The 19,245-nt window shown below is 60.7% G+C and carries 14 protein-coding genes and 1 pseudogene; 10 read left to right on the top strand and 5 right to left on the bottom strand.

The genetic code is table 11. The features are described from left to right. Nucleotides 1–37 precede the first annotated feature (37 nt). Both ACZ9BE_RS16480 and ACZ9BE_RS16475 read left to right on the top strand, forming a co-directional pair. Nucleotides 38–2,497, top strand: coding sequence for an EAL domain-containing protein (locus ACZ9BE_RS16480; RefSeq protein WP_476249700.1), 2,460 nt, complete (start codon nucleotides 38–40; stop codon nucleotides 2,495–2,497). A gap of 79 nt (nucleotides 2,498–2,576) precedes the next feature. Beyond that, a complete protein-coding gene (locus ACZ9BE_RS16475) occupies nucleotides 2,577–3,338 on the top strand; it encodes a TenA family transcriptional regulator (RefSeq protein ID WP_460064744.1) in 762 nt (253 codons plus the stop codon). Nucleotides 3,339–3,440: 102 nt separating this feature from the next. On the opposite strand, the gene ACZ9BE_RS16470 is transcribed toward ACZ9BE_RS16475, so the two are convergent. Next, nucleotides 3,441–4,367, bottom strand: coding sequence for a GGDEF domain-containing protein (locus ACZ9BE_RS16470; RefSeq protein ID WP_150742552.1), 927 nt, complete (start codon nucleotides 4,365–4,367; stop codon nucleotides 3,441–3,443). A gap of 157 nt (nucleotides 4,368–4,524) precedes the next feature. On the opposite strand from ACZ9BE_RS16470, the gene ACZ9BE_RS16465 reads away from it, so the two are divergent. Then, entirely contained in the window at nucleotides 4,525–4,743 is a 219-nt protein-coding gene (locus tag ACZ9BE_RS16465; protein ID WP_156388199.1) for a hypothetical protein, read from the top strand. On the opposite strand, the gene ACZ9BE_RS16460 is transcribed toward ACZ9BE_RS16465, so the two are convergent. From ACZ9BE_RS16460 to ACZ9BE_RS16445, 4 genes are all read right to left on the bottom strand, one after another. After that, entirely contained in the window at nucleotides 4,730–5,470 is a 741-nt protein-coding gene (locus ACZ9BE_RS16460; RefSeq protein ID WP_024013876.1) for a YciK family oxidoreductase, read from the bottom strand. The genes ACZ9BE_RS16465 and ACZ9BE_RS16460 overlap by 14 nt on opposite strands. Before the next feature lie 182 nt (nucleotides 5,471–5,652). After that, nucleotides 5,653–6,324 (bottom strand): N-acetylmuramic acid 6-phosphate phosphatase MupP, encoded by a 672-nt coding sequence (gene mupP / locus ACZ9BE_RS16455; RefSeq protein WP_476249699.1) that lies wholly within the window; start codon nucleotides 6,322–6,324, stop codon nucleotides 5,653–5,655. 4 nt (nucleotides 6,325–6,328) lie between these two features. Further along, nucleotides 6,329–7,027, bottom strand: a complete 699-nt coding sequence (gene ubiG, locus ACZ9BE_RS16450) for a bifunctional 2-polyprenyl-6-hydroxyphenol methylase/3-demethylubiquinol 3-O-methyltransferase UbiG (RefSeq protein ID WP_024013875.1) — start codon at nucleotides 7,025–7,027, stop codon at nucleotides 6,329–6,331. A 56-nt stretch (nucleotides 7,028–7,083) separates the two neighbouring features. Continuing rightward, the gene (locus tag ACZ9BE_RS16445; RefSeq protein ID WP_252868067.1) at nucleotides 7,084–8,418 is read right to left on the bottom strand and encodes a TRZ/ATZ family hydrolase; all 1,335 of its coding nucleotides are present in this window, start codon (nucleotides 8,416–8,418) and stop codon (nucleotides 7,084–7,086) included. A gap of 108 nt (nucleotides 8,419–8,526) precedes the next feature. Between ACZ9BE_RS16445 and mtnA the strand changes: the two genes are divergently transcribed. From mtnA to cmk, 7 genes and pseudogenes are all read left to right on the top strand, one after another. Continuing rightward, nucleotides 8,527–9,603, top strand: a complete 1,077-nt coding sequence (gene mtnA / locus ACZ9BE_RS16440; protein ID WP_056788343.1) for an S-methyl-5-thioribose-1-phosphate isomerase — start codon at nucleotides 8,527–8,529, stop codon at nucleotides 9,601–9,603. Between the two features lie 423 nt (nucleotides 9,604–10,026). Further along, on the top strand, nucleotides 10,027–12,681 hold the full coding sequence (gyrA, locus tag ACZ9BE_RS16435) for a DNA gyrase subunit A (RefSeq protein ID WP_252868066.1): 2,655 nt from the start codon (nucleotides 10,027–10,029) through the stop codon (nucleotides 12,679–12,681). Nucleotides 12,682–12,912: 231 nt separating this feature from the next. Next, a complete protein-coding gene (serC, locus tag ACZ9BE_RS16430) occupies nucleotides 12,913–13,998 on the top strand; it encodes a 3-phosphoserine/phosphohydroxythreonine transaminase (protein ID WP_095182242.1) in 1,086 nt (361 codons plus the stop codon). Next, nucleotides 13,998–15,092, top strand: a complete 1,095-nt coding sequence (gene pheA, locus ACZ9BE_RS16425; RefSeq protein WP_016770924.1) for a prephenate dehydratase — start codon at nucleotides 13,998–14,000, stop codon at nucleotides 15,090–15,092. Before serC ends, pheA begins: the two co-directional genes overlap by 1 nt. 13 nt (nucleotides 15,093–15,105) lie before the next feature. Next, the gene (hisC, locus tag ACZ9BE_RS16420) at nucleotides 15,106–16,218 is read left to right on the top strand and encodes a histidinol-phosphate transaminase (protein WP_310217594.1); all 1,113 of its coding nucleotides are present in this window, start codon (nucleotides 15,106–15,108) and stop codon (nucleotides 16,216–16,218) included. Between the two features lie 28 nt (nucleotides 16,219–16,246). After that, a complete protein-coding gene (locus ACZ9BE_RS16415) occupies nucleotides 16,247–18,454 on the top strand; it encodes a bifunctional prephenate dehydrogenase/3-phosphoshikimate 1-carboxyvinyltransferase (RefSeq protein WP_476250139.1) in 2,208 nt (735 codons plus the stop codon). After that, nucleotides 18,451–19,141: pseudogene (gene cmk / locus ACZ9BE_RS16410) on the top strand ((d)CMP kinase). The gene ACZ9BE_RS16415 and the pseudogene cmk overlap by 4 nt, the downstream one beginning before the upstream one ends. Nucleotides 19,142–19,245: the final 104 nt, after the last annotated feature.

Below are 19,245 nucleotides of genomic sequence, written 5' to 3'. Positions count from 1 at the left end.
CGGAAGGCGAGCGGGCAGTGCTCATGCAAGGAATCTCATGAAGCAAAAGCAGACTCTGGGAACACCACGGTTGTTGGGTATCGTCTGGCCCTTTATTGCTGTCGTGGTGTTCCAGGCATTACTGGGGGGCGTGAGCCTTTACGTGCTTTCGGCCGTGCGAGGCTACGTCGCTGGCGAAAGCCTGTGGTCCAAGGGCCAGAAAGACGCCATCTATTACCTCAACCTCTACGCCGACAGCCGCGACGAGGTGATCTACCGCAAATACCTGACGGCGATCGCCGTGCCCCAGGGCGGGCACCAATTGCGCCTGGCACTGGATCGTCAGCCGCCTGATCTGCAAGCGGCGCGCGAAGGCATTCTCAAGGGCGGTAATCATCCGGACGATGTCTCCAGCGTCATCTGGCTGTACCTCAATTTTCGCCACTACAGTTATCTGGAAACCGCGATCGATCGCTGGACGATTGGCGATGCCTATCTCGACCGATTGCACGAAGTCGCGCAGGAGATGCACCAGGGCATTGCGCAGAACCAGGCCAGCCCGGGCGATGTGCAGCGCTGGAAGTTACAGATCTTCGCCATCAACGATGCAGTCACCCCAGCGGCCAGGGCTTTCAGCGATGCCTTGGGCGAAGGCTCGCGGGTGATCATGCGCCTGCTGTTGTTCACCAACCTGGCCACCGCGCTGGGTCTGATCGCGCTGGCGCTGTGGCGCACGCACAAACTGCTCAGGCAACGGCATGAATTTGCCCAGGCGCTGCAACTGGAAAAGGATCGCGCGCACATCACCTTGCAATCGATTGGCGATGGCGTGATCACCACCGACGTCAACGGCGCGATCGATTACATGAACCCCGCCGCCGAGGCCATGACGCACTGGAAGGCCGAGCAGGCGGCGGGGCTGCCGTTGTCGGCGCTGTTCAACCTGCTCGACGATAACGCCCAGACCGAAGGGCTGACGTTGATCGAGCACATTCTCAGCGGCCAGCTCAGCGGCGGCAGCGAACATTCCAAGCTGATCCAGCGGCTGGACGGCAGCACCCTGTCGGTGACCCTGGTCGGAGCGCCGATCCGCAATGCCGGCAACGTCAGCGGCACGGTGCTGGTGCTGCACGACATGACTCAGGAGCGGCAATACATCGCCAATCTCTCCTGGCAGGCGACTCACGATGCGCTGACCGGTCTGGCCAACCGCCGCGAATTCGAATATCGCCTCGAACAGGCCTTGCACAACCTGACACGCCAGCCCGGCCGGCATGCACTGATGTTCCTCGATCTGGACCAGTTCAAACTGGTCAACGACACCTGCGGGCACGCGGCGGGCGATGAACTGCTGCGGCATATCTGCACGCTGTTGCAATCAGACTTGCGCGAGGGCGATACCCTGGCGCGACTGGGCGGCGATGAATTCGGGATTTTGCTTGAGAACTGCCCGCCGGACATTGCCGAGAAGATTGCCGAAAGCCTGCGTCAGACCGTGCAGAATCTGCATTTTGTCTGGAAAGGACGGCCGTTCCTGACCACCGTCAGTATTGGCCTGGTACATGTCGCGCAGAATCCGACCACCCTGGAAGCCTCCCTGCGTGCGGCGGACATGGCTTGCTACATGGCCAAGGAAAAGGGCCGCAACCGCGTGCAGGTCTATCATGCGGACGACTCCGAACTGTCCATGCGCTTCGGTGAAATGGCTTGGGTGCAACGGCTGCACATGGCGCTGGAAGAAAACCGCTTTTGCCTTTATGCCCAGCAGATCGCGCCGCTCAAGCCGCAACCCGGCCAGGCCGGACACATCGAAATTCTCCTGCGCCTGCATGATGAATCCGGACGAATGATTTTGCCTGACAGCTTTATTCCGGCGGCGGAGCGTTATGGTTTGATGACCCAGTTAGATCGCTGGGTAGTTCAAAACGTTTTCAAGGTTATTGCCCAGTGTATTGAACAGGAACATGAACTTCCTTTGGCAATGTGTGCGATTAATCTGTCAGGCATTACTATAGGAGATGACGCGTTTTTGCACTTCCTGCGGGAACAGTTTGTTAACTACGCTATACCGCCTGAAATGATTTGTTTTGAAATTACCGAAACCAGTGCAATTGCAAATCTTGGCAGTGCAATTCGTTTTATCAATGAACTCAAAGGCTTAGGTTGTCACTTTTCTCTGGATGACTTTTGTGCCGGAATGTCTTCATTCGCTTACTTGAAACATTTGCCTGTAGACTTCCTGAAGATCGACGGGAGTTTCGTAAAGGATATGCTGGACGACCCGATTAATCGGGCAATGGTCGAAGTGATCAATCACATCGGTCATGTTATGGGTAAGCAGACAATTGCCGAGTTTGTTGAAACTAACCAGATCGAACAGGCGTTGCTTGAAATAGGTGTGGATTACGCTCAGGGGTATGTCATCGAGCGTCCGCAGTTGTTTACCTGTGACAGTTTGCAAAGTCGTCCTGCCAGACCGCAGCCGTTGTTGTTCAAAGCGCCTGGCACGTTCCGTTGAAGTCTCTCGCCGATCCTTGCCATCACAACTCAAAAGGAGCCGAACAGTGATCGACACATTCAACCGAACCGGACCCCTCATGGAAGCTGCAAGTTATCCTGCCTGGGCGCAACAGCTCATCAAGGATTGCAGCGAGAGCAAGCGCCGGGTTGTCGAACATGAACTTTATCAGCGCATGCGCGACAACAGACTCAGCGCGAAAACCATGCGCCAGTACCTGATCGGTGGCTGGCCGGTGGTCGAGCAGTTTGCCTTGTACATGGCGCAGAACCTCACCAAGACCCGCTTTGCCCGCCATCCCGGCGAAGACATGGCGCGGCGCTGGCTGATGCGCAACATCCGCGTCGAACTCAATCACGCCGACTACTGGATGCACTGGAGTCGCGCCCATGGCGTCAGTCTCGAAGATCTCCAGGCCCAGCAAGTGCCGCCGGAGCTGCATGCTCTGAGTCACTGGTGCTGGCACACCAGCTCGGCGGATTCGCTGATCGTGGCGATTGCCGCGACCAATTATGCGATCGAGGGGGCGACCGGGGAGTGGTCAGCGGTGGTCTGCTCGACCGGGGTCTACGCCGCGGCGTTTCCGGAAGAAGATCGCAAGCGCGCGATGAAGTGGTTGAAGATGCATGCCCAGTACGACGATGCCCATCCGTGGGAAGCGCTGGAAATCATCTGCACCCTGGCCGGCATGAGCCCGAGCAAGGCGTTGCAGGCCGAGCTGCGGCAGGCGATCTGCAAGAGTTATGACTACATGTACCTGTTTCTGGAGCGGTGCATGCAGCTTGAAACTTCGGAGCGCTTGCTGGTCAACCGCGAGCGCAGGACCGTAGCCGAAAGCTGATCGAACTGTGGGAGCGAGCCTGCTCGCGAAAGCGATGGGTCATTCAACGAATCGTTGTCTGACCCTCCCTCTTCGCGAGCAGGCTCGCTCCCACAATGATTTTTAGCCGGCCATCGCCAGCCGGTTCCGCCCCTCGCGCTTTGCGACATATAACGCACTGTCGGCCCGGCGCAGCAAGCTGTCTGCCGACTCGCCCGGCAACAACGTCGAGCATCCCAGGCTCACGGTGATCTCGATCAACTGGCCATCGGCAAAATATTCCTCTGACTGCGTCGCCTGGCGCAAACGCTCGCCGACCATCGCCGCCGCTTCGCGACCGGTGTTGGACAGCAGGATCAGAAACTCTTCGCCGCCATAACGGAACACCATGTCGACATTGCGCAGTTGCGCCTTGATCGACGCGGCAATGGCTCTGAGCACGTCATCACCGGCGCCATGCCCGTGGTCATCATTGACGCGTTTGAAGTGGTCGATATCGAGCATCAGCACCGACAGCGGTTGCGCATGGCGGCGCGACATGTCGATCTCGCGCTGCAAGGTCTGCTCCATGGCTACCCGGTTGCCAGCACCGGTCAACGGGTCGCGCAAGGCACTCTGGGTCGCGGCGCGATAGAGCAGGGCGTTGCGCATCGGGTACAGCAGGCAGGACAGCAGCGACTCGAGGTCGCCCTGTTCCTTGTTGTTGAAACGCTGATTGCGGCGGAAGACCAGCTCGCCCATGTGCTCGCCTTCGTGGCTCAGGGTGTAGCTGACCGAGTGGTGGCCGCGTGTGCCGAACTCCAGGCGCAAGTCACTGGCCTGATGCACATAGCTGAGCGCGTCCAGCGGCACCAGGCGTTGAATTTCGCGAAAGAACAGGCCAAGGATGCGCTGTGGCTCAAGGCTGGTTTGCAGTTGCAGGCTCATTTGCTGACGCAGTTGCGCCAGGCTGGTCGGGCGCTCGATCAGCGCCGGTAGTTGACCGAAGCCCAGGCGCTGCAATTTGGCACTGTCAAAGTCAATTGCATGGGTCTGGGAAGGAGATTTCATATGGCGTGAGCCCCTAAGCAGTAAGTCTGTCTTACAGGCTGGGTGAGAGCGGCTATGGGCTGCGCGTCGTACTGATCCATCAGTCCCGTAGGACGTTTGGCGTAAGTTTAGTCTGCCGCAAGACGATCAGTCAGCTATCGAAATCGGCGTTTGCCCCATGGCCATCACACGGCATGTTTTGAGGGAATTTAGAGCGAAAGGCGTGCCATTCGGTTCGATTTTATTTAAAGCTTTTCGAATCAATGACTTGCTGGCGAATGCCAAGCAGCCGCGCTGGGTTTTTGGCGGCTGTGTGACGGTTATGAGCGGCAATGGCTTGCCGCGACAGCATTCTGCCGCGGCAACAAATGCGACGTATGGCGTTATTGGGCGTTGAACGCCTGGCCATTAACGCCTGCGCTGTCGGGGCCCATCAGGTACAGATACACAGGCATGATCTCTTCCGGTGTCGGGTTGTTCAGCGGATTTTCCCCCGGATACGCCTGCGCGCGCATGCTGGTGCGCGTGCCGCCCGGGTTGATGCTGTTGGAGCGTACCGGCGCAACGCCTTCCACTTCATCGGCCAGGGTTTGCATCAGGCCCTCGGTGGCAAATTTCGACACACCGTAGGCGCCCCAGTATGCGCGACCCTTGCGCCCGACGCTGCTGGAGGTGAACACCACCGAAGCATCCTGGGACAGCTTGAGCAACGGCAGCAGGGTGCTGGTCAACATGAACATCGCGTTGACGTTGACCTGCATGACACGCATGAAGTTTTCGCCGGACAGTTGCTCGATCGGCGTGCGCGGGCCGATGATCGAAGCGTTGTGCAGCAGGCCGTCGAGGTGGCCGAACTCGGTTTCGATCATCGCCGCCAGCTCATCGTACTGATGGGGCAGGGCGGTCTCGAGGTTGAACGGGATCACCGCTGGTTGCGGATGACCGGCAGCCTCGATTTCGTCGTAGACCTCCGTCAGATTGGCTTCGGTCTTGCCCAGCAGCAGCACAGTGGCGCCGTGTGCGGCATAGGTCTTCGCCGCAGCCGCGCCGATGCCACGGCCGGCACCGGTGACCAGAATGACCCGATCCTTGAGCAATTCAGGGCGAGCGGTGTAATCAAACATAAAAACCTCATAGTCCATTTCATGAAGACCTGCTTCACCCAGTGGCGAGGGGATTTATCCCCGTTCGGCGGCGAAGCCGTCGCGAAACCTGTGTGTCACATCGCCTGGATAAAAGCGGGGGCCGCTTCGCAGCCCAGCGGGGATAAATCCCCTCGCCACACAGGGAATTTGCAACAGTCAGGTCAGCAGCTGCACAGCGCGCTGTCGAGCACCTTGCGCAACTCCAGCGGGTGATCTACCACAACGTCCGCGCCCCAGTGCCGTGGGTTGTCGTCCGGGTGGATATAGCCGTAAGTCACCGCAGCGGTCTTGGTCCCGGCATCGCGGCCCGATTCGATATCGCGCAGATCATCGCCGATAAACAGCACGGTCGACGGATCCAGATCAAGCATTTTGCAGGCGAGGATCAGCGGCTCCGGATCCGGCTTGCTGTTCTTCACATGATCCGGGCAGATCAGCAGCGCCGAACGCTCGGCCAGCCCCAAACGCTGCATGATCGGCTCGGCGAAACGCAACGGTTTGTTGGTGACCACGCCCCAGATCAGGTTGGCCTTTTCGATGTCAGCGAGCAGTTCGCCCATGCCGTCGAACAGCTTGCTGTGCACTGCGCAGCCGACCAGATAGCGCTCGAGAAACTCCAGACGCAGCTCCTCAAAGCCCGGCGATTCCGGATCTATCGAGAACGTCACCGCGACCATGGCCTTGGCGCCGCCGGAAATTTCGTCGCGGATATGCTTGTCGTTGATCGGCGGCAGACCGCGATCGACGCGCATCGCCTGGCAGATGGCGATGAAGTCCGGCGCGGTGTCGAGCAGGGTGCCGTCCATGTCGAAAAGTACCGCTCTGATGGCCATCGGCTTATTCCTCGCGCAGGGTCTGGATCATGTAGTTGACGTCAACGTCGTTGGCCAGCTTGTAGTGCTTGGTCAGCGGGTTGTAGGTCAGGCCGATGATGTCCTTGACGGTCAGGCCAGCCATGCGGCTCCACGCGCCGAGCTCGGAGGGGCGGATGAATTTCTTGAAGTCGTGGGTGCCGCGCGGCAGCAGCTTCATGATGTATTCGGCGCCGATGATCGCGAACAGATACGCCTTCGGGTTGCGGTTGATGGTCGAGAAGAACACCTGGCCGCCCGGCTTGACCATACGGAAACAGGCGCGGATCACCGACGATGGATCCGGCACGTGCTCGAGCATTTCCAGGCAGGTGACCACATCAAACTGCTCGGGCATTTCGTCGGCGAGGGCTTCGGCGGTGATCTGCCGGTATTCGACGCTGACCCCGGATTCCAGCTGATGCAGTTGTGCAACCGCCAGCGGCGCTTCGCCCATGTCGATGCCCATCACGGTGGCGCCGCGCTGAGCCATGGCTTCGCTGAGGATGCCGCCGCCGCAACCGACGTCGAGGACTTTCTTGCCGGCCAGATTGACTCGTTCGTCGATCCAGTTGACCCGCAGCGGGTTGATGTCGTGCAGCGGCTTGAATTCGCTTTCACGGTCCCACCAGCGATGGGCAAGGGCCTCGAATTTGGCGATTTCGGCGTGGTCGACGTTGCTCATGTTAAATCCTCTAAAACTTGAAAAAGGCTGTAGCCGCGGATATTGCGCCGCGGTGTTTACGATTCGGTGTGGCCGCTGATGCGCTGGCCCCAGTGGCGGGCGGTCTCGCCCAGCTGTTGTTCGTCCATGCGGGTCAGGCGCCGGTCGTCGAGCAGTTGCTTGCCGGCAACCCACAGGTGTTTCACGCAATCACGCCCGGTCGCATAGATCAGCTGCGACACCGGGTCATACACCGGTTGCTGCGCCAGGCCGGACAGGTCGAAAGCGACGATGTCTGCGGCTTTGCCGATCTCCAGCGAGCCGACCTGCGCCTCGATCCCCAGCGCACGGGCGCCATTGAGAGTGGCCATGCGCAAGGCGCGATGAGCGTCCAGCGCTGTGGCAGAACCGGCCACAGCTTTGGCCAGCAGGGCGGCGGTGCGGGTTTCGCCGAGCAGATCCAGATCATTGTTGCTCGCCGCGCCATCGGTGCCGACGGCAACGTTCACCCCAGCCTGCCACAAACGTTCGACCGGGCAGAAGCCGCTGGCCAGTTTGAGGTTGGATTCCGGGCAGTGGATCACGCTGCTGTTGCTTTCTACCAGCAGCGTGAGGTCGTCATCGCTGATCTGGGTCATGTGCACCGCCTGGAAGCGCGGGCCGAGCAGGCCAAGGCGGCCCAGGCGCGTCAGTGGCCGTTCGCCGGTCTGCTCGACGGCCTGCTGGACTTCGAATGCGGTTTCATGCACATGCATATGGATCGAGGCGTCAAGCTCCTCGGCGATCACCCTGATTTTCTCCAGGTTCTCATCACCAACGGTGTAGGGTGCGTGAGGGCCGAAAGTAATCTTGATGCGTTCGTGATGCTTGAGATCCCCGAACAATTCGACGCCCTGACGAATGGCTTCGTCGGCACTGCTGGCGCCGGGGATCGGGAAATCGAGGATCGGAATGGCGATCTGCGCGCGGATACCGCTGTTGTGTACGCGCTCGCTGGCGACTTTCGGGAAGAAATACATGTCAGAGAAGCAGGTGATGCCGCCCTTGATCTGCTCGGCGATGGCCAGATCGGTGCCGTCGCGGACGAAGTCCTCATCGACCCATTTGCCTTCGGCCGGCCAGATGTGGTTTTCCAGCCAGGTCATCAGCGGCAGATCGTCAGCCAGGCCACGGAACAGTGTCATCGCCGCGTGGCCGTGGGCATTGATCAGTCCCGGCGCCAACAGAACATCCGGCAGTTCACGGATTTCTGTCGCGTTACACTTCAACGCTTCGGCGCGCGGGCCGATAAACACGATGCAACCGTCACGGATGCCCAGGCCGTGCTCCTTGAGCACCACGCCTGCAGGTTCGACGGGGACCAGCCAGGTCGGCAGCAATAACAGGTCGAGCGCAATGGCAGGTTTCGGCATCGAGGGTCGGTTCCAGTGCTTTTGTAAAGGATGGCGAAGTATACCCGAGCGTCTTCGCGGGGGGATCGCTATAATCGGCGGCTTTTGTTCATGAGTGCGGGGTGTGGGATGCGCGATCGACTGTTGGCTGCGGAGAAAGTGAAGGCCATCGATTGGCGTGATGGCGCGCTGCACCTGCTGGATCAGCGTATTTTGCCGTTCGAGGAAACCTGGATCGCCTACACCAGCGCCGCCGGCGTGGCCGAGGCGATTCGCTCGATGGTCGTGCGTGGCGCGCCGGCTATTGGCATCAGTGCGGCCTATGGCATCGTCCTCGCGGCGCGGGCGCGGATTGCCGAGGGCGGCGACTGGTACGCGGCGCTGGAAGAGGATTTCGCTCTGCTGGCCGATTCGCGTCCGACCGCGGTCAATCTGTTCTGGGCGCTGGGTCGCATGCACGATCGCCTGGATCGGCTGAAAAGCAACGCCGATCCGCTGGCGGCGCTGGAAGCCGAAGCTATCGCCATTCATGAAAGCGACCGCGAGGCCAACCTGACCATGGCGCAGCTTGGCGTCGATCTGATTCGCAAGCATCAGGGCAACGCTCAAGCCATCCTGACCCACTGCAACACCGGCGCGCTGGCCACCGGTGGGTTCGGAACTGCGCTGGGAGTGATCCGCGCGGCTTATATAGAAGGCATGGTCGAACGCGTCTATGCCGACGAGACCCGGCCGTGGCTGCAGGGCTCGCGGCTGACCGCGTGGGAACTGGCCAACGAAGGCATCCCGGTGACCCTGAATGCCGACTCCGCCGCCGCGCACATCATGAAAACCAAAGGCGTGACCTGGGTGATCGTCGGCGCCGACCGCATCACCGCCAATGGCGACGTGGCGAACAAGATCGGCACCTATCAACTGGCAGTCAATGCCATGCACCACGGCGTGCGCTTCATGGTCGTGGCACCAAGTTCGACCATCGACATGAACCTCGCCAGCGGCGATGACATCCCGATCGAAGAGCGTGATGGCGCCGAGTTGCTGGAAGTCGGCGGTAAACGCGTCGGTGCCGATGTTGAAGCGTTCAACCCGGTGTTTGATGTCACCCCGGCGGACCTGATCGATGCGATCGTCACCGAGAAAGGCATCGTCGAGCGCCCGGACACCGCGAAAATGGCCCTGCTGATGTGTCGCAAGCGCCTGCATTGACAGGCTTTGGTGTTGTGTTGAGCCATTCGCGAGCAGGCTCGCTCCCACAGGTTTTGTGAACGCCACTGGCCTGTGTGGGAGCGAGCCTGCTCGCGAAGAGGTCGGTAATGTCAATAAACATCGCTAATTCAGACCCCGATTTCACATTCAACCAAGCTCTGAGCCTCTCTCGTCCCCCTCAAGCCTGTCATCGGTCAACTAACTATGCTCCATGCGCATCTGGGGGATAGGTGCGTGGCGGCCTTTGTGATAACATCCGGCGTTTTCCGAGGCGGCTCCACGGAGCTGTCTTTACTGCGCAAATCCGCGATCCAATGTTGATTTGTCGTAAGTCGGCGCATGGCACTCGGCCGGCCCCGACGAGCTTCGTTGCTCCCACATGGATATGACGAAGTTTCACCAGAAAAAGGAATCAGGCTTCTCATGGGCGAACTGGCCAAAGAAATCCTCCCGGTCAATATCGAAGACGAGCTGAAACAGTCCTACCTCGACTACGCAATGAGCGTGATCGTCGGCCGTGCACTGCCGGATGCGCGCGATGGCCTCAAGCCCGTGCACCGTCGCGTACTGTTCGCGATGAGCGAGCTGGGCAACGACTACAACAAGCCGTACAAGAAATCTGCCCGTGTCGTCGGCGACGTGATCGGTAAGTATCACCCGCACGGTGACACTGCCGTATACGACACCATCGTTCGTATGGCCCAGCCTTTCTCCCTGCGCTACCTGCTGGTCGACGGCCAGGGCAACTTCGGGTCGGTCGACGGCGACAACGCTGCGGCCATGCGATACACCGAAGTGCGCATGACCAAGCTGGCGCACGAGCTGCTGGCTGACCTGCACAAGGAAACCGTGGACTGGGTGCCGAACTACGACGGCACCGAACTGATCCCGGCGGTCATGCCGACCCGTGTACCGAACCTGCTGGTCAACGGTTCCAGCGGTATCGCCGTGGGCATGGCGACCAACATTCCGCCGCACAACCTCGGTGAAGTCATCGACGGTTGCCTGGCCCTCATCGACAATCCCGAGCTGACCGTCGATGAGCTGATGCAATACATTCCCGGTCCGGACTTCCCGACGGCCGCGATCATCAACGGTCGTGCCGGCATCATTGAAGCCTACCGCACCGGTCGCGGGCGCATTTACATGCGTGCCCGCTCGATCATCGAAGACATCGACAAGGTCGGTGGCCGTCAGCAGATCGTCATCACCGAGCTGCCTTACCAGCTGAACAAGGCGCGTCTGATCGAGAAGATCGCCGAGCTGGTCAAAGAGAAGAAGCTCGAAGGCATCACCGAGCTGCGCGACGAGTCCGACAAGGACGGTATGCGTGTCGTGATCGAACTGCGTCGCGGCGAAGTGCCTGAGGTGATCCTCAACAACCTCTACGCCCAGACCCAGCTGCAATCGGTGTTCGGTATCAACATCGTCGCGCTGATCGACGGCCGCCCACGCATCCTCAACCTCAAGGATCTGCTGGAAGCCTTCGTCCGTCACCGTCGCGAAGTGGTCACCCGTCGTACCGTGTTCGAACTGCGCAAGGCGCGCGAGCGTGGGCACATTCTCGAAGGCCAGGCCGTTGCCCTGTCGAACATCGACCCGGTGATCGCCCTGATCAAGGCTTCGCCAACGCCGTCGGAAGCCAAGGAAGCGCTGATCAGCACGCCTTGGGAATCCTCGGCTGTGGTGGCGATGGTTGAACGTGCCGGTGCCGATTCGTGCCGTCCGGAAAATCTCGATCCGCAATACGGTCTGCGCGAAGGCAAGTACTTCCTCTCGCCAGAACAGGCGCAAGCGATTCTGGAATTGCGCCTGCACCGCCTGACCGGTCTGGAGCATGAGAAGCTGCTGGCCGAGTACCAGGAGATCCTCAACCAGATCGGCGAGCTGATCCGCATCCTCAACAGCGCCGTGCGCCTGATGGAAGTGATCCGCGAAGAACTGGAAGTGATCCGCGCCGAATACGGCGACGTGCGTCGCACCGAAATTCTCGATGCCCGTCTCGACCTGACCCTGGGTGACATGATCCCGGAAGAAGAGCGCGTCGTGACCATCTCCCACGGTGGCTACGCCAAGACCCAGCCGCTGGCTGCTTACCAGGCTCAGCGTCGTGGCGGCAAAGGCAAATCGGCCACCGGCGTCAAGGACGAGGACTACATCGCTCACCTGCTGGTTGCCAACAGCCACACCACGCTGCTGCTGTTCTCCAGCAAGGGCAAGGTGTACTGGCTCAAGACCTACGAAATTCCGGAAGCATCCCGCGCGGCCCGTGGTCGTCCGCTGGTCAACCTGTTGCCGCTGGATGATGGTGAATACATCACCACCATGCTGCCGGTCGAGGAATACACCGAAGGTCACTACATCTTCATGGCCACCGCCAACGGCACCGTGAAGAAGACCCCGCTGGAATCCTTCAGTCGTCAGCGCAGCGTCGGTCTGATCGCGCTGGAGCTGGACGAAGGCGACGTGCTGATCTCTGCAGCTATCACCGATGGCGAGCGCGAAGTGATGCTGTTCTCCGACGGCGGCAAGGTCACCCGTTTCAAAGAGTCCGACGTGCGTGCCATGGGCCGCACCGCTCGCGGCGTACGCGGCATGCGTCTGCCGGAAGGGCAGAAGCTGATTTCCATGCTGATCCCGGAAGAAGGCAGCCAGATCCTCACCGCTTCCGAGCGTGGTTATGGCAAGCGCACCGCGATCACCGAGTTCCCTGAGTACAAGCGTGGCGGTCAGGGCGTGATCGCCATGGTCAGCAACGAGCGTAACGGCCGTCTGGTCGGCGCGGTACAGGTGCTCGACGGCGAAGAAATCATGCTGATCTCCGATCAGGGCACCCTGGTGCGTACCCGTGTCGGCGAAGTGTCGAGCCTGGGCCGTAATACTCAGGGCGTGACGCTGATCAAGCTGGCCAAGGATGAAACCCTGGTCGGCCTGGAACGGGTTCAGGAGCCTTCGGAAATCGAAGGCGAAGAGCTCGAAGGTGAAGAGGGCGAGGAAATCGCAGGCACCGTCGGTATCGACGAAGCAGGTGAAGACCAGCAACTCGACGCCGCAGCAGACGAAGAACCGCAGGAATAAGCGGACAAACGAGGGGGCGGATGAGAATTCGCCCCCTTGTTATTTGTCCGGTATGAATTTTCGACATCATGGAGATCCCCTGTGGGAGCGAGCCTGCTCGCGAAAGCAGGCGCTGCGGTACCTCTGAAGCACCGCGGTGATGCATTCGCGAGCAGGCTCGCTCCCACAGGGCCATGTTGATCGGTAGTGTGATTTATTGCGTGATACCACCAAATCAGAGCGAGATTGGATGTGAGCAAGCGAGCCTATAACTTCTGCGCCGGTCCGGCGGCGCTGCCTGAAGCTGTCCTGCAGCGCGCCCAGGGTGAACTCCTTGATTGGCACGGCAAGGGTCTGTCGGTCATGGAAATGAGCCATCGGAGCGATGAGTTCGTGTCCATTGCCACCCAGGCCGAGCAGGATCTGCGTGACCTGCTGAATATCCCGTCGAACTACAAAGTGCTGTTTCTGCAAGGCGGCGCCAGCCAGCAGTTTGCGCAGATCCCGTTGAACCTGTTGCCTGAAGGCGGCTCGGCCGACTACATCGACACCGGTATCTGGTCGCAGAAAGCCATCGAAGAAGCCTCGCGCTATGGCCACGTCAACGTTGCTGCCACTGCCAAGCCTTACGACTATTTCGCCATCCCAGCCCAGAACGAGTGGAACCTGTCGAAAGACGCCGCGTACGTTCACTACGCGCCGAACGAAACCATCGGCGGTCTGGAATTTCAGTGGATCCCGCAAACCGGTGACGTACCGCTGGTGGCGGACATGTCTTCGGACATCCTCTCGCGCCCGGTCGATATTTCGCGTTTCGGCATGATCTACGCTGGCGCGCAGAAAAACATCGGCCCGAGCGGCATCGTCGTCAACATCATCCGCGAAGACCTGCTCGGCAAAGCGCGCTCGCTGTGCCCGACCATGCTTAATTACAAGGTCGCGGCCGATAACGGCTCGATGTACAACACCCCGCCGACCCTCGCCTGGTACTTGTCCGGTCTGGTGTTCCAGTGGCTGAAAGAGCAGGGCGGCGTCGAAGCGATCGCCAGGCTCAACGACGTCAAGCAGCGCACCCTGTACGACTTCATCGACGCCAGTGGCCTCTACAGCAACCCGATCAACAAGTCGGATCGCTCGTGGATGAACGTTCCGTTCCGTCTGGCTGATGATCGTCTGGACAAGCCGTTCCTCGCCGGTGCCGACGAGCGCGGCCTGCTCAATCTCAAGGGCCACCGCTCGGTGGGCGGCATGCGCGCCTCCATCTACAACGCCGTCGACATCACTGCGGTCAACGCGCTGGTGGCGTACATGGCGGAATTCGAGAAGGAACACGGCTGATGTCCGAGCAAGAACTCAAGGCACTGCGCGTTCGCATCGACGCTCTGGACACCAAAGTTCTGGAGCTGATCAGTGAGCGTGCGCGTTGCGCCCAGGAAGTCGCCCGCGTGAAGATGGCCTCGCTGGCCGAAGGCGAAGTGCCGGTGTTCTATCGTCCCGAGCGCGAAGCTCAGGTGCTCAAGCGCGTGATGGAGCGCAACCAGGGGCCACTGGGCAACGAAGAAATGGCGCGGCTGTTCCGCGAAATCATGTCGTCGTGCCTGGCGCTGGAGCAGCCGCTGAAAGTGGCGTATCTCGGCCCTGAAGGTACGTTCACCCAAGCGGCAGCGATGAAACACTTCGGCCACGCTGTGATCAGCAAGCCGATGGCGGCAATCGACGAAGTGTTCCGCGAAGTCGCCGCCGGTGCGGTGAATTTCGGCGTGGTGCCGGTGGAAAACTCCACCGAAGGCGCGGTCAACCACACGCTGGACAGCTTCCTCGAGCACGACATGGTGATCTGTGGCGAAGTCGAGCTGCGCATCCACCATCATCTGCTGGTCGGCGAAAACACCAAGACCGACAGCATCAGTCGCATCTATTCCCACGCGCAGTCGCTGGCCCAGTGCCGCAAGTGGCTGGACGCGCATTACCCGAATGTCGAACGCGTCGCGGTGTCGAGCAACGCCGAAGCGGCCAAACGGGTCAAGGGTGAGTGGAATTCGGCAGCGATCGCTGGCGACATGGCGGCAGGGCTGTATGGCCTGACGCGTCTGGCCGAGAAGATCGAAGATCGCCCGGACAACTCGACCCGCTTCCTGATGATCGGTAACCAGGAAGTGCCGCCGACCGGCGACGACAAGACCTCGATCATCGTGTCGATGAGCAACAAGCCCGGCGCGCTCCATGAGCTGCTGGTGCCGTTCCACGACAATGGCATCGACCTGACCCGCATCGAAACCCGTCCGTCGCGCAGCGGCAAATGGACCTACGTGTTCTTCATCGACTTTGTCGGCCACCACCGTGATCCGTTGATCAAAGGTGTGCTGGAAAAGATCAGTCAGGAAGCAGTAGCACTCAAAGTGCTGGGTTCCTACCCGAAAGCAGTTCTCTAAGGGGCGGTAGCAAATGAGTGGCAACTTCCTCGCTCTGGCACAGCCGGGCGTGCAACAACTTTCGCCGTACGTTCCGGGCAAGCCTGTGGACGAACTGGCGCGCGAGCTGGATCTGGATCCGGCAAAAATCGTCAAACTTGCGAGCAACGAAAACCCATTGGGCGCCAGCCCGAAGGCATTGGCGGCGATCCGCGAAGAGCTGGCCGAGCTGACCCGCTACCCGGACGGCAATGGTTTCGCCCTGAAGTCTCTGCTTGCCGAGCAGTGCCGTGTCGAGCTGAATCAGGTCACGCTGGGCAACGGCTCCAACGACATTCTTGAGCTGGTCGCCCGTGCCTATCTGGCGCCGGGCCTGAACGCGGTATTCAGCGAACATGCATTCGCTGTGTATCCGATTGCTACCCAAGCTGTCGGTGCGCAGGCCAAAGTCGTTCCAGCCAAAGACTGGGGCCATGACCTGCCGGCGATGCTTGCGGCCATCGATGCCAACACCCGCGTGGTGTTCATCGCCAACCCGAACAACCCGACCGGTACCTGGTTCGGCGCCGAAGCGCTGGACGAATTCCTGCAGGACGTTCCCGAGCATGTGCTGGTAGTCCTCGACGAGGCTTACATCGAGTACGCCGAAGGCAGCGATTTGCCGGACGGTCTCGACTTCCTCGCGGCGTACCCGAACCTGCTGGTGTCGCGCACCTTCTCCAAGGCCTATGGTCTGGCCGCGCTGCGCGTCGGTTATGGCTTGTCGACGCCTGTGGTGGCAGACGTGCTGAACCGCGTTCGCCAGCCGTTCAATGTCAACAGCCTCGCCTTGGCGGCGGCGTGTGCGGCGCTGAAAGACGAGGAATATCTGGCGCAAAGCCGTCAGCTCAACGAAGCCGGCATGCAGCAGTTGCAGGCGGGTTTCCGTGAGCTGGGACTGAGCTGGATCGAGTCCAAAGGCAACTTCATCTGTGTCGATCTCGGCCAGGTCGCGGCGCCGATTTTCCAGGGCTTGCTGCGCGAAGGCGTGATCGTGCGTCCGGTGGCCAATTACGGCATGCCGGACCACCTGCGGGTGACCATCGGTCTGCCGGCGGAAAACAGCCGTTTCCTCGAGGCGCTGCGCAAGGTTCTGGCTCGTGGTTGATGTCACTGCGCTGCAACCTGTTGCACCTATGATCGGTCGCCTTGTGGTGGTCGGTCTGGGGTTGATCGGTGGTTCGTTTGCCAAGGGTTTGCGTGAAAGCGGCCTGTGCCGTGAGGTGGTCGGTGTTGATCTCGACCCGCAATCGCGCAAGCTCGCGGTCGAATTGGGTGTGGTTGATCGCTGCGAAGACGATTTGGCGGCGGCTTGCGTCGGTGCCGATGTGATTCAGCTGGCGGTGCCGATTCTGGCCATGGAAAAGCTGCTCGCGCGTCTGGCTGTCATGGATCTGGGGCAGGCGATTCTTACGGATGTCGGCAGCGCCAAAGGCAACGTGGTGCGCGCGGCGACCGAGGCGTTCGGCGGCATGCCGGCGCGCTTCGTCCCCGGGCACCCGATTGCCGGTTCCGAGCAGAGCGGGGTGGAAGCCTCGAATGCCGAGCTGTTCCGCCGGCACAAGGTGATCCTGACGCCGCTCGAGCAGACCGATCCTGCCGCGCTGGCGCTGGTCGATCGCCTGTGGCGCGAACTGGGCGCCGATGTCGAGCACATGCAGGTCGAGCGTCACGATGAAGTGCTGGCCGCGACCAGCCATCTGCCGCACCTGCTGGCCTTCGGTCTGGTCGATTCGTTGGCCAAGCGCAATGAAAATCTGGAGATCTTCCGTTACGCTGCCGGTGGTTTTCGCGATTTCACAAGAATCGCCGGAAGCGACCCGGTGATGTGGCACGACATCTTCCTCGCCAATCGCGAGGCTGTCCTGCGCACACTCGATACATTTCGCAGCGACCTCGACGCCTTGCGCGACGCGGTCGATGCAGGGGATGGGCACCAATTGTTGGGCGTTTTCACGCGCGCCCGGGTTGCCCGCGAGCATTTCAGTAAAATCCTGGCCCGCAGGGCCTATGTGGACGCTATGAATTCCAACGATCTGATCTTCCTGGCTCAACCTGGTGGCCGCCTGTCCGGTCGGATTCGCGTACCGGGTGACAAATCGATTTCCCACCGTTCGATCATGCTCGGCTCGCTGGCCGAAGGCGTCACCGAAGTCGAAGGCTTCCTTGAGGGCGAAGACGCCCTGGCGACCTTGCAGGCATTCCGCGACATGGGCGTGGTCATCGAAGGCCCGCACCACGGCCGCGTTACCATCCACGGTGTCGGCCTGCACGGCCTGAAACCTGCGCCGGGCCCAATCTATCTGGGCAACTCTGGCACCTCGATGCGTCTGCTCTCTGGCCTGCTGGCGGCGCAGAACTTCGACAGCACCTTGTCCGGCGACGCTTCGCTGTCCAAGCGTCCGATGAATCGCGTGGCTAATCCTTTGCGAGAAATGGGCGCCGTGATCGAAACCGCTGCCGAAGGTCGTCCACCGATGACCATTCGCGGTGGCCATAAGCTCAAGGGCCTGACCTACACCATGCCGATGGCCAGTGCTCAGGTGAAATCCTGCCTGCTGCTTGCCGGTCTCTATGCTGAAGGCAAGACCACGGTGACCGAGCCAGCACCGACCCGCGATCACACCGAACGCATGCTGCGTGGCTTCGGCTACCCGGTCAGCGTCGACGGCGCCACGGCTTCGGTCGAGTCCGGCGGCAAGCTCACCGCGACTCACATCGAAGTGCCGGGCGATATCTCGTCGTCGGCGTTCTTCCTGGTCGCAGCCTCAATCGCCGAGGGCTCCGAGCTGGTGCTTGAGCACGTCGGCATCAATCCGACCCGTACTGGCGTGATCGACATCCTGCGGCTGATGGGTGCCGATATCACTCTGGAAAACCAGCGTGAGGTCGGTGGCGAACCAGTGGCTGACTTGCGCGTGCGCGCAGCTAAACTCAAAGGTATCGAGATTCCGGAGGAACTGGTGCCGCTGGCCATCGACGAATTCCCGGTACTGTTCGTCGCGGCTGCGTGCGCCGAAGGGCGGACCGTGCTGACCGGCGCCGAAGAGCTGCGAGTCAAGGAATCCGACCGGATTCAGGTCATGGCGGACGGCTTGCTGGCGCTGGGCGTCAAGTGCGAACCGACCCCGGACGGCATCATCATCGACGGCGGCCAGATCGGCGGCGGTGAAGTGCACGGTCACGGCGACCACCGTATCGCCATGGCCTTCAGCGTTGCCTCGTTGCGCGCTACCGCACCGATCCGCATCCATGATTGCGCCAACGTCGCGACCTCGTTCCCCAACTTCCTCGCGCTGTGCGGGCAAGTCGGCATTCGTGTGGCACAAGAGGCACAGTCGTGAAAAACATTGCACCGGTCATCACCATCGATGGGCCAAGCGGCTCCGGCAAAGGCACGGTCGCCGGGATTCTGGCCAAGCGTCTGGGCTGGAACCTGCTGGATTCCGGTGCGCTTTATCGCTTGCTCGCGTTTGCTGCGCATAACCATGGCGTCGACCTGACCAATGAAGAGCTGCTGAAGACATTGGCCGCTCATCTGGATGTGCAGTTCATCGCCGCGACCGAAGGTCAGCTGCAGCGGATCATTCTCGAAGGCGACGAAGTCAGCGATGTCATTCGCACCGAAAGCGTCGGTTCCGGGGCCTCGCAAGTGGCTGCGCTGCCCGCCGTACGCGAGGCGCTGCTGCAGCGCCAGCGTGCGTTTCAGGAAGCGCCGGGTCTGGTGGCGGACGGTCGCGACATGGGCACGGTGGTATTTCCGGGTGCACCGCTGAAGATTTTCCTCACCGCCAGTGCCGAGGAGCGGGCGCGCCGTCGATATTTGCAGTTGAAGGGCAAAGTCGAGGGTGTTAGTCTGTCGAGTCTGCTAGATAGAGATCCGTGCACGCGATGAGCGTGACACCCAGCGCGCAGTAGCCCCGCTCAAGCCGGCGGCCGACGCGATTCAGCTGGATTCAACGGAGCTTTCCATCGATCAGGTGCTTGAACGCATCATGAGCGAGATCGCCATTCGCGATATCGCCGGGTGACCAAGAAGGCCGCAGGGGACCAGTCATAGTCCTGCGGTGCTTCTTTTAAATGAAACTAACCCACACCGTCTGGGGTGTGGAGATGGGCGTTTACTTCGCCCTCA

It is taken from the genome of Pseudomonas sp. TE9122 (assembly GCF_056278925.1).
This window is presented reverse-complemented; position numbering and strand designations above follow the sequence as displayed.

Bases quoted from the DNA above. Each gene is read 5' to 3' on its own strand.
- ACZ9BE_RS16480 (WP_476249700.1), top strand. From the start codon at position 38: ATGAAGCAAAAGCAGACTCTGGGAACACCACGGTTGTTGGGTATCGTC.
- ACZ9BE_RS16445 (WP_252868067.1), bottom strand. From the start codon at position 8,418: ATGCCGAAACCTGCCATTGCGCTCGACCTGTTATTGCTGCCGACCTGG.
- ACZ9BE_RS16475 (WP_460064744.1), top strand. From the start codon at position 2,577: ATGGAAGCTGCAAGTTATCCTGCCTGGGCGCAACAGCTCATCAAGGAT.
- mupP (WP_476249699.1), bottom strand. From the start codon at position 6,324: ATGGCCATCAGAGCGGTACTTTTCGACATGGACGGCACCCTGCTCGAC.
- gyrA (WP_252868066.1), top strand. From the start codon at position 10,027: ATGGGCGAACTGGCCAAAGAAATCCTCCCGGTCAATATCGAAGACGAG.
- pheA (WP_016770924.1), top strand. From the start codon at position 13,998: ATGTCCGAGCAAGAACTCAAGGCACTGCGCGTTCGCATCGACGCTCTG.
- mtnA (WP_056788343.1), top strand. From the start codon at position 8,527: ATGCGCGATCGACTGTTGGCTGCGGAGAAAGTGAAGGCCATCGATTGG.
- ACZ9BE_RS16415 (WP_476250139.1), top strand. From the start codon at position 16,247: ATGATCGGTCGCCTTGTGGTGGTCGGTCTGGGGTTGATCGGTGGTTCG.
- hisC (WP_310217594.1), top strand. From the start codon at position 15,106: ATGAGTGGCAACTTCCTCGCTCTGGCACAGCCGGGCGTGCAACAACTT.
- ubiG (WP_024013875.1), bottom strand. From the start codon at position 7,027: ATGAGCAACGTCGACCACGCCGAAATCGCCAAATTCGAGGCCCTTGCC.
- ACZ9BE_RS16470 (WP_150742552.1), bottom strand. From the start codon at position 4,367: ATGAAATCTCCTTCCCAGACCCATGCAATTGACTTTGACAGTGCCAAA.
- ACZ9BE_RS16465 (WP_156388199.1), top strand. From the start codon at position 4,525: ATGGCCATCACACGGCATGTTTTGAGGGAATTTAGAGCGAAAGGCGTG.
- ACZ9BE_RS16460 (WP_024013876.1), bottom strand. From the start codon at position 5,470: ATGTTTGATTACACCGCTCGCCCTGAATTGCTCAAGGATCGGGTCATT.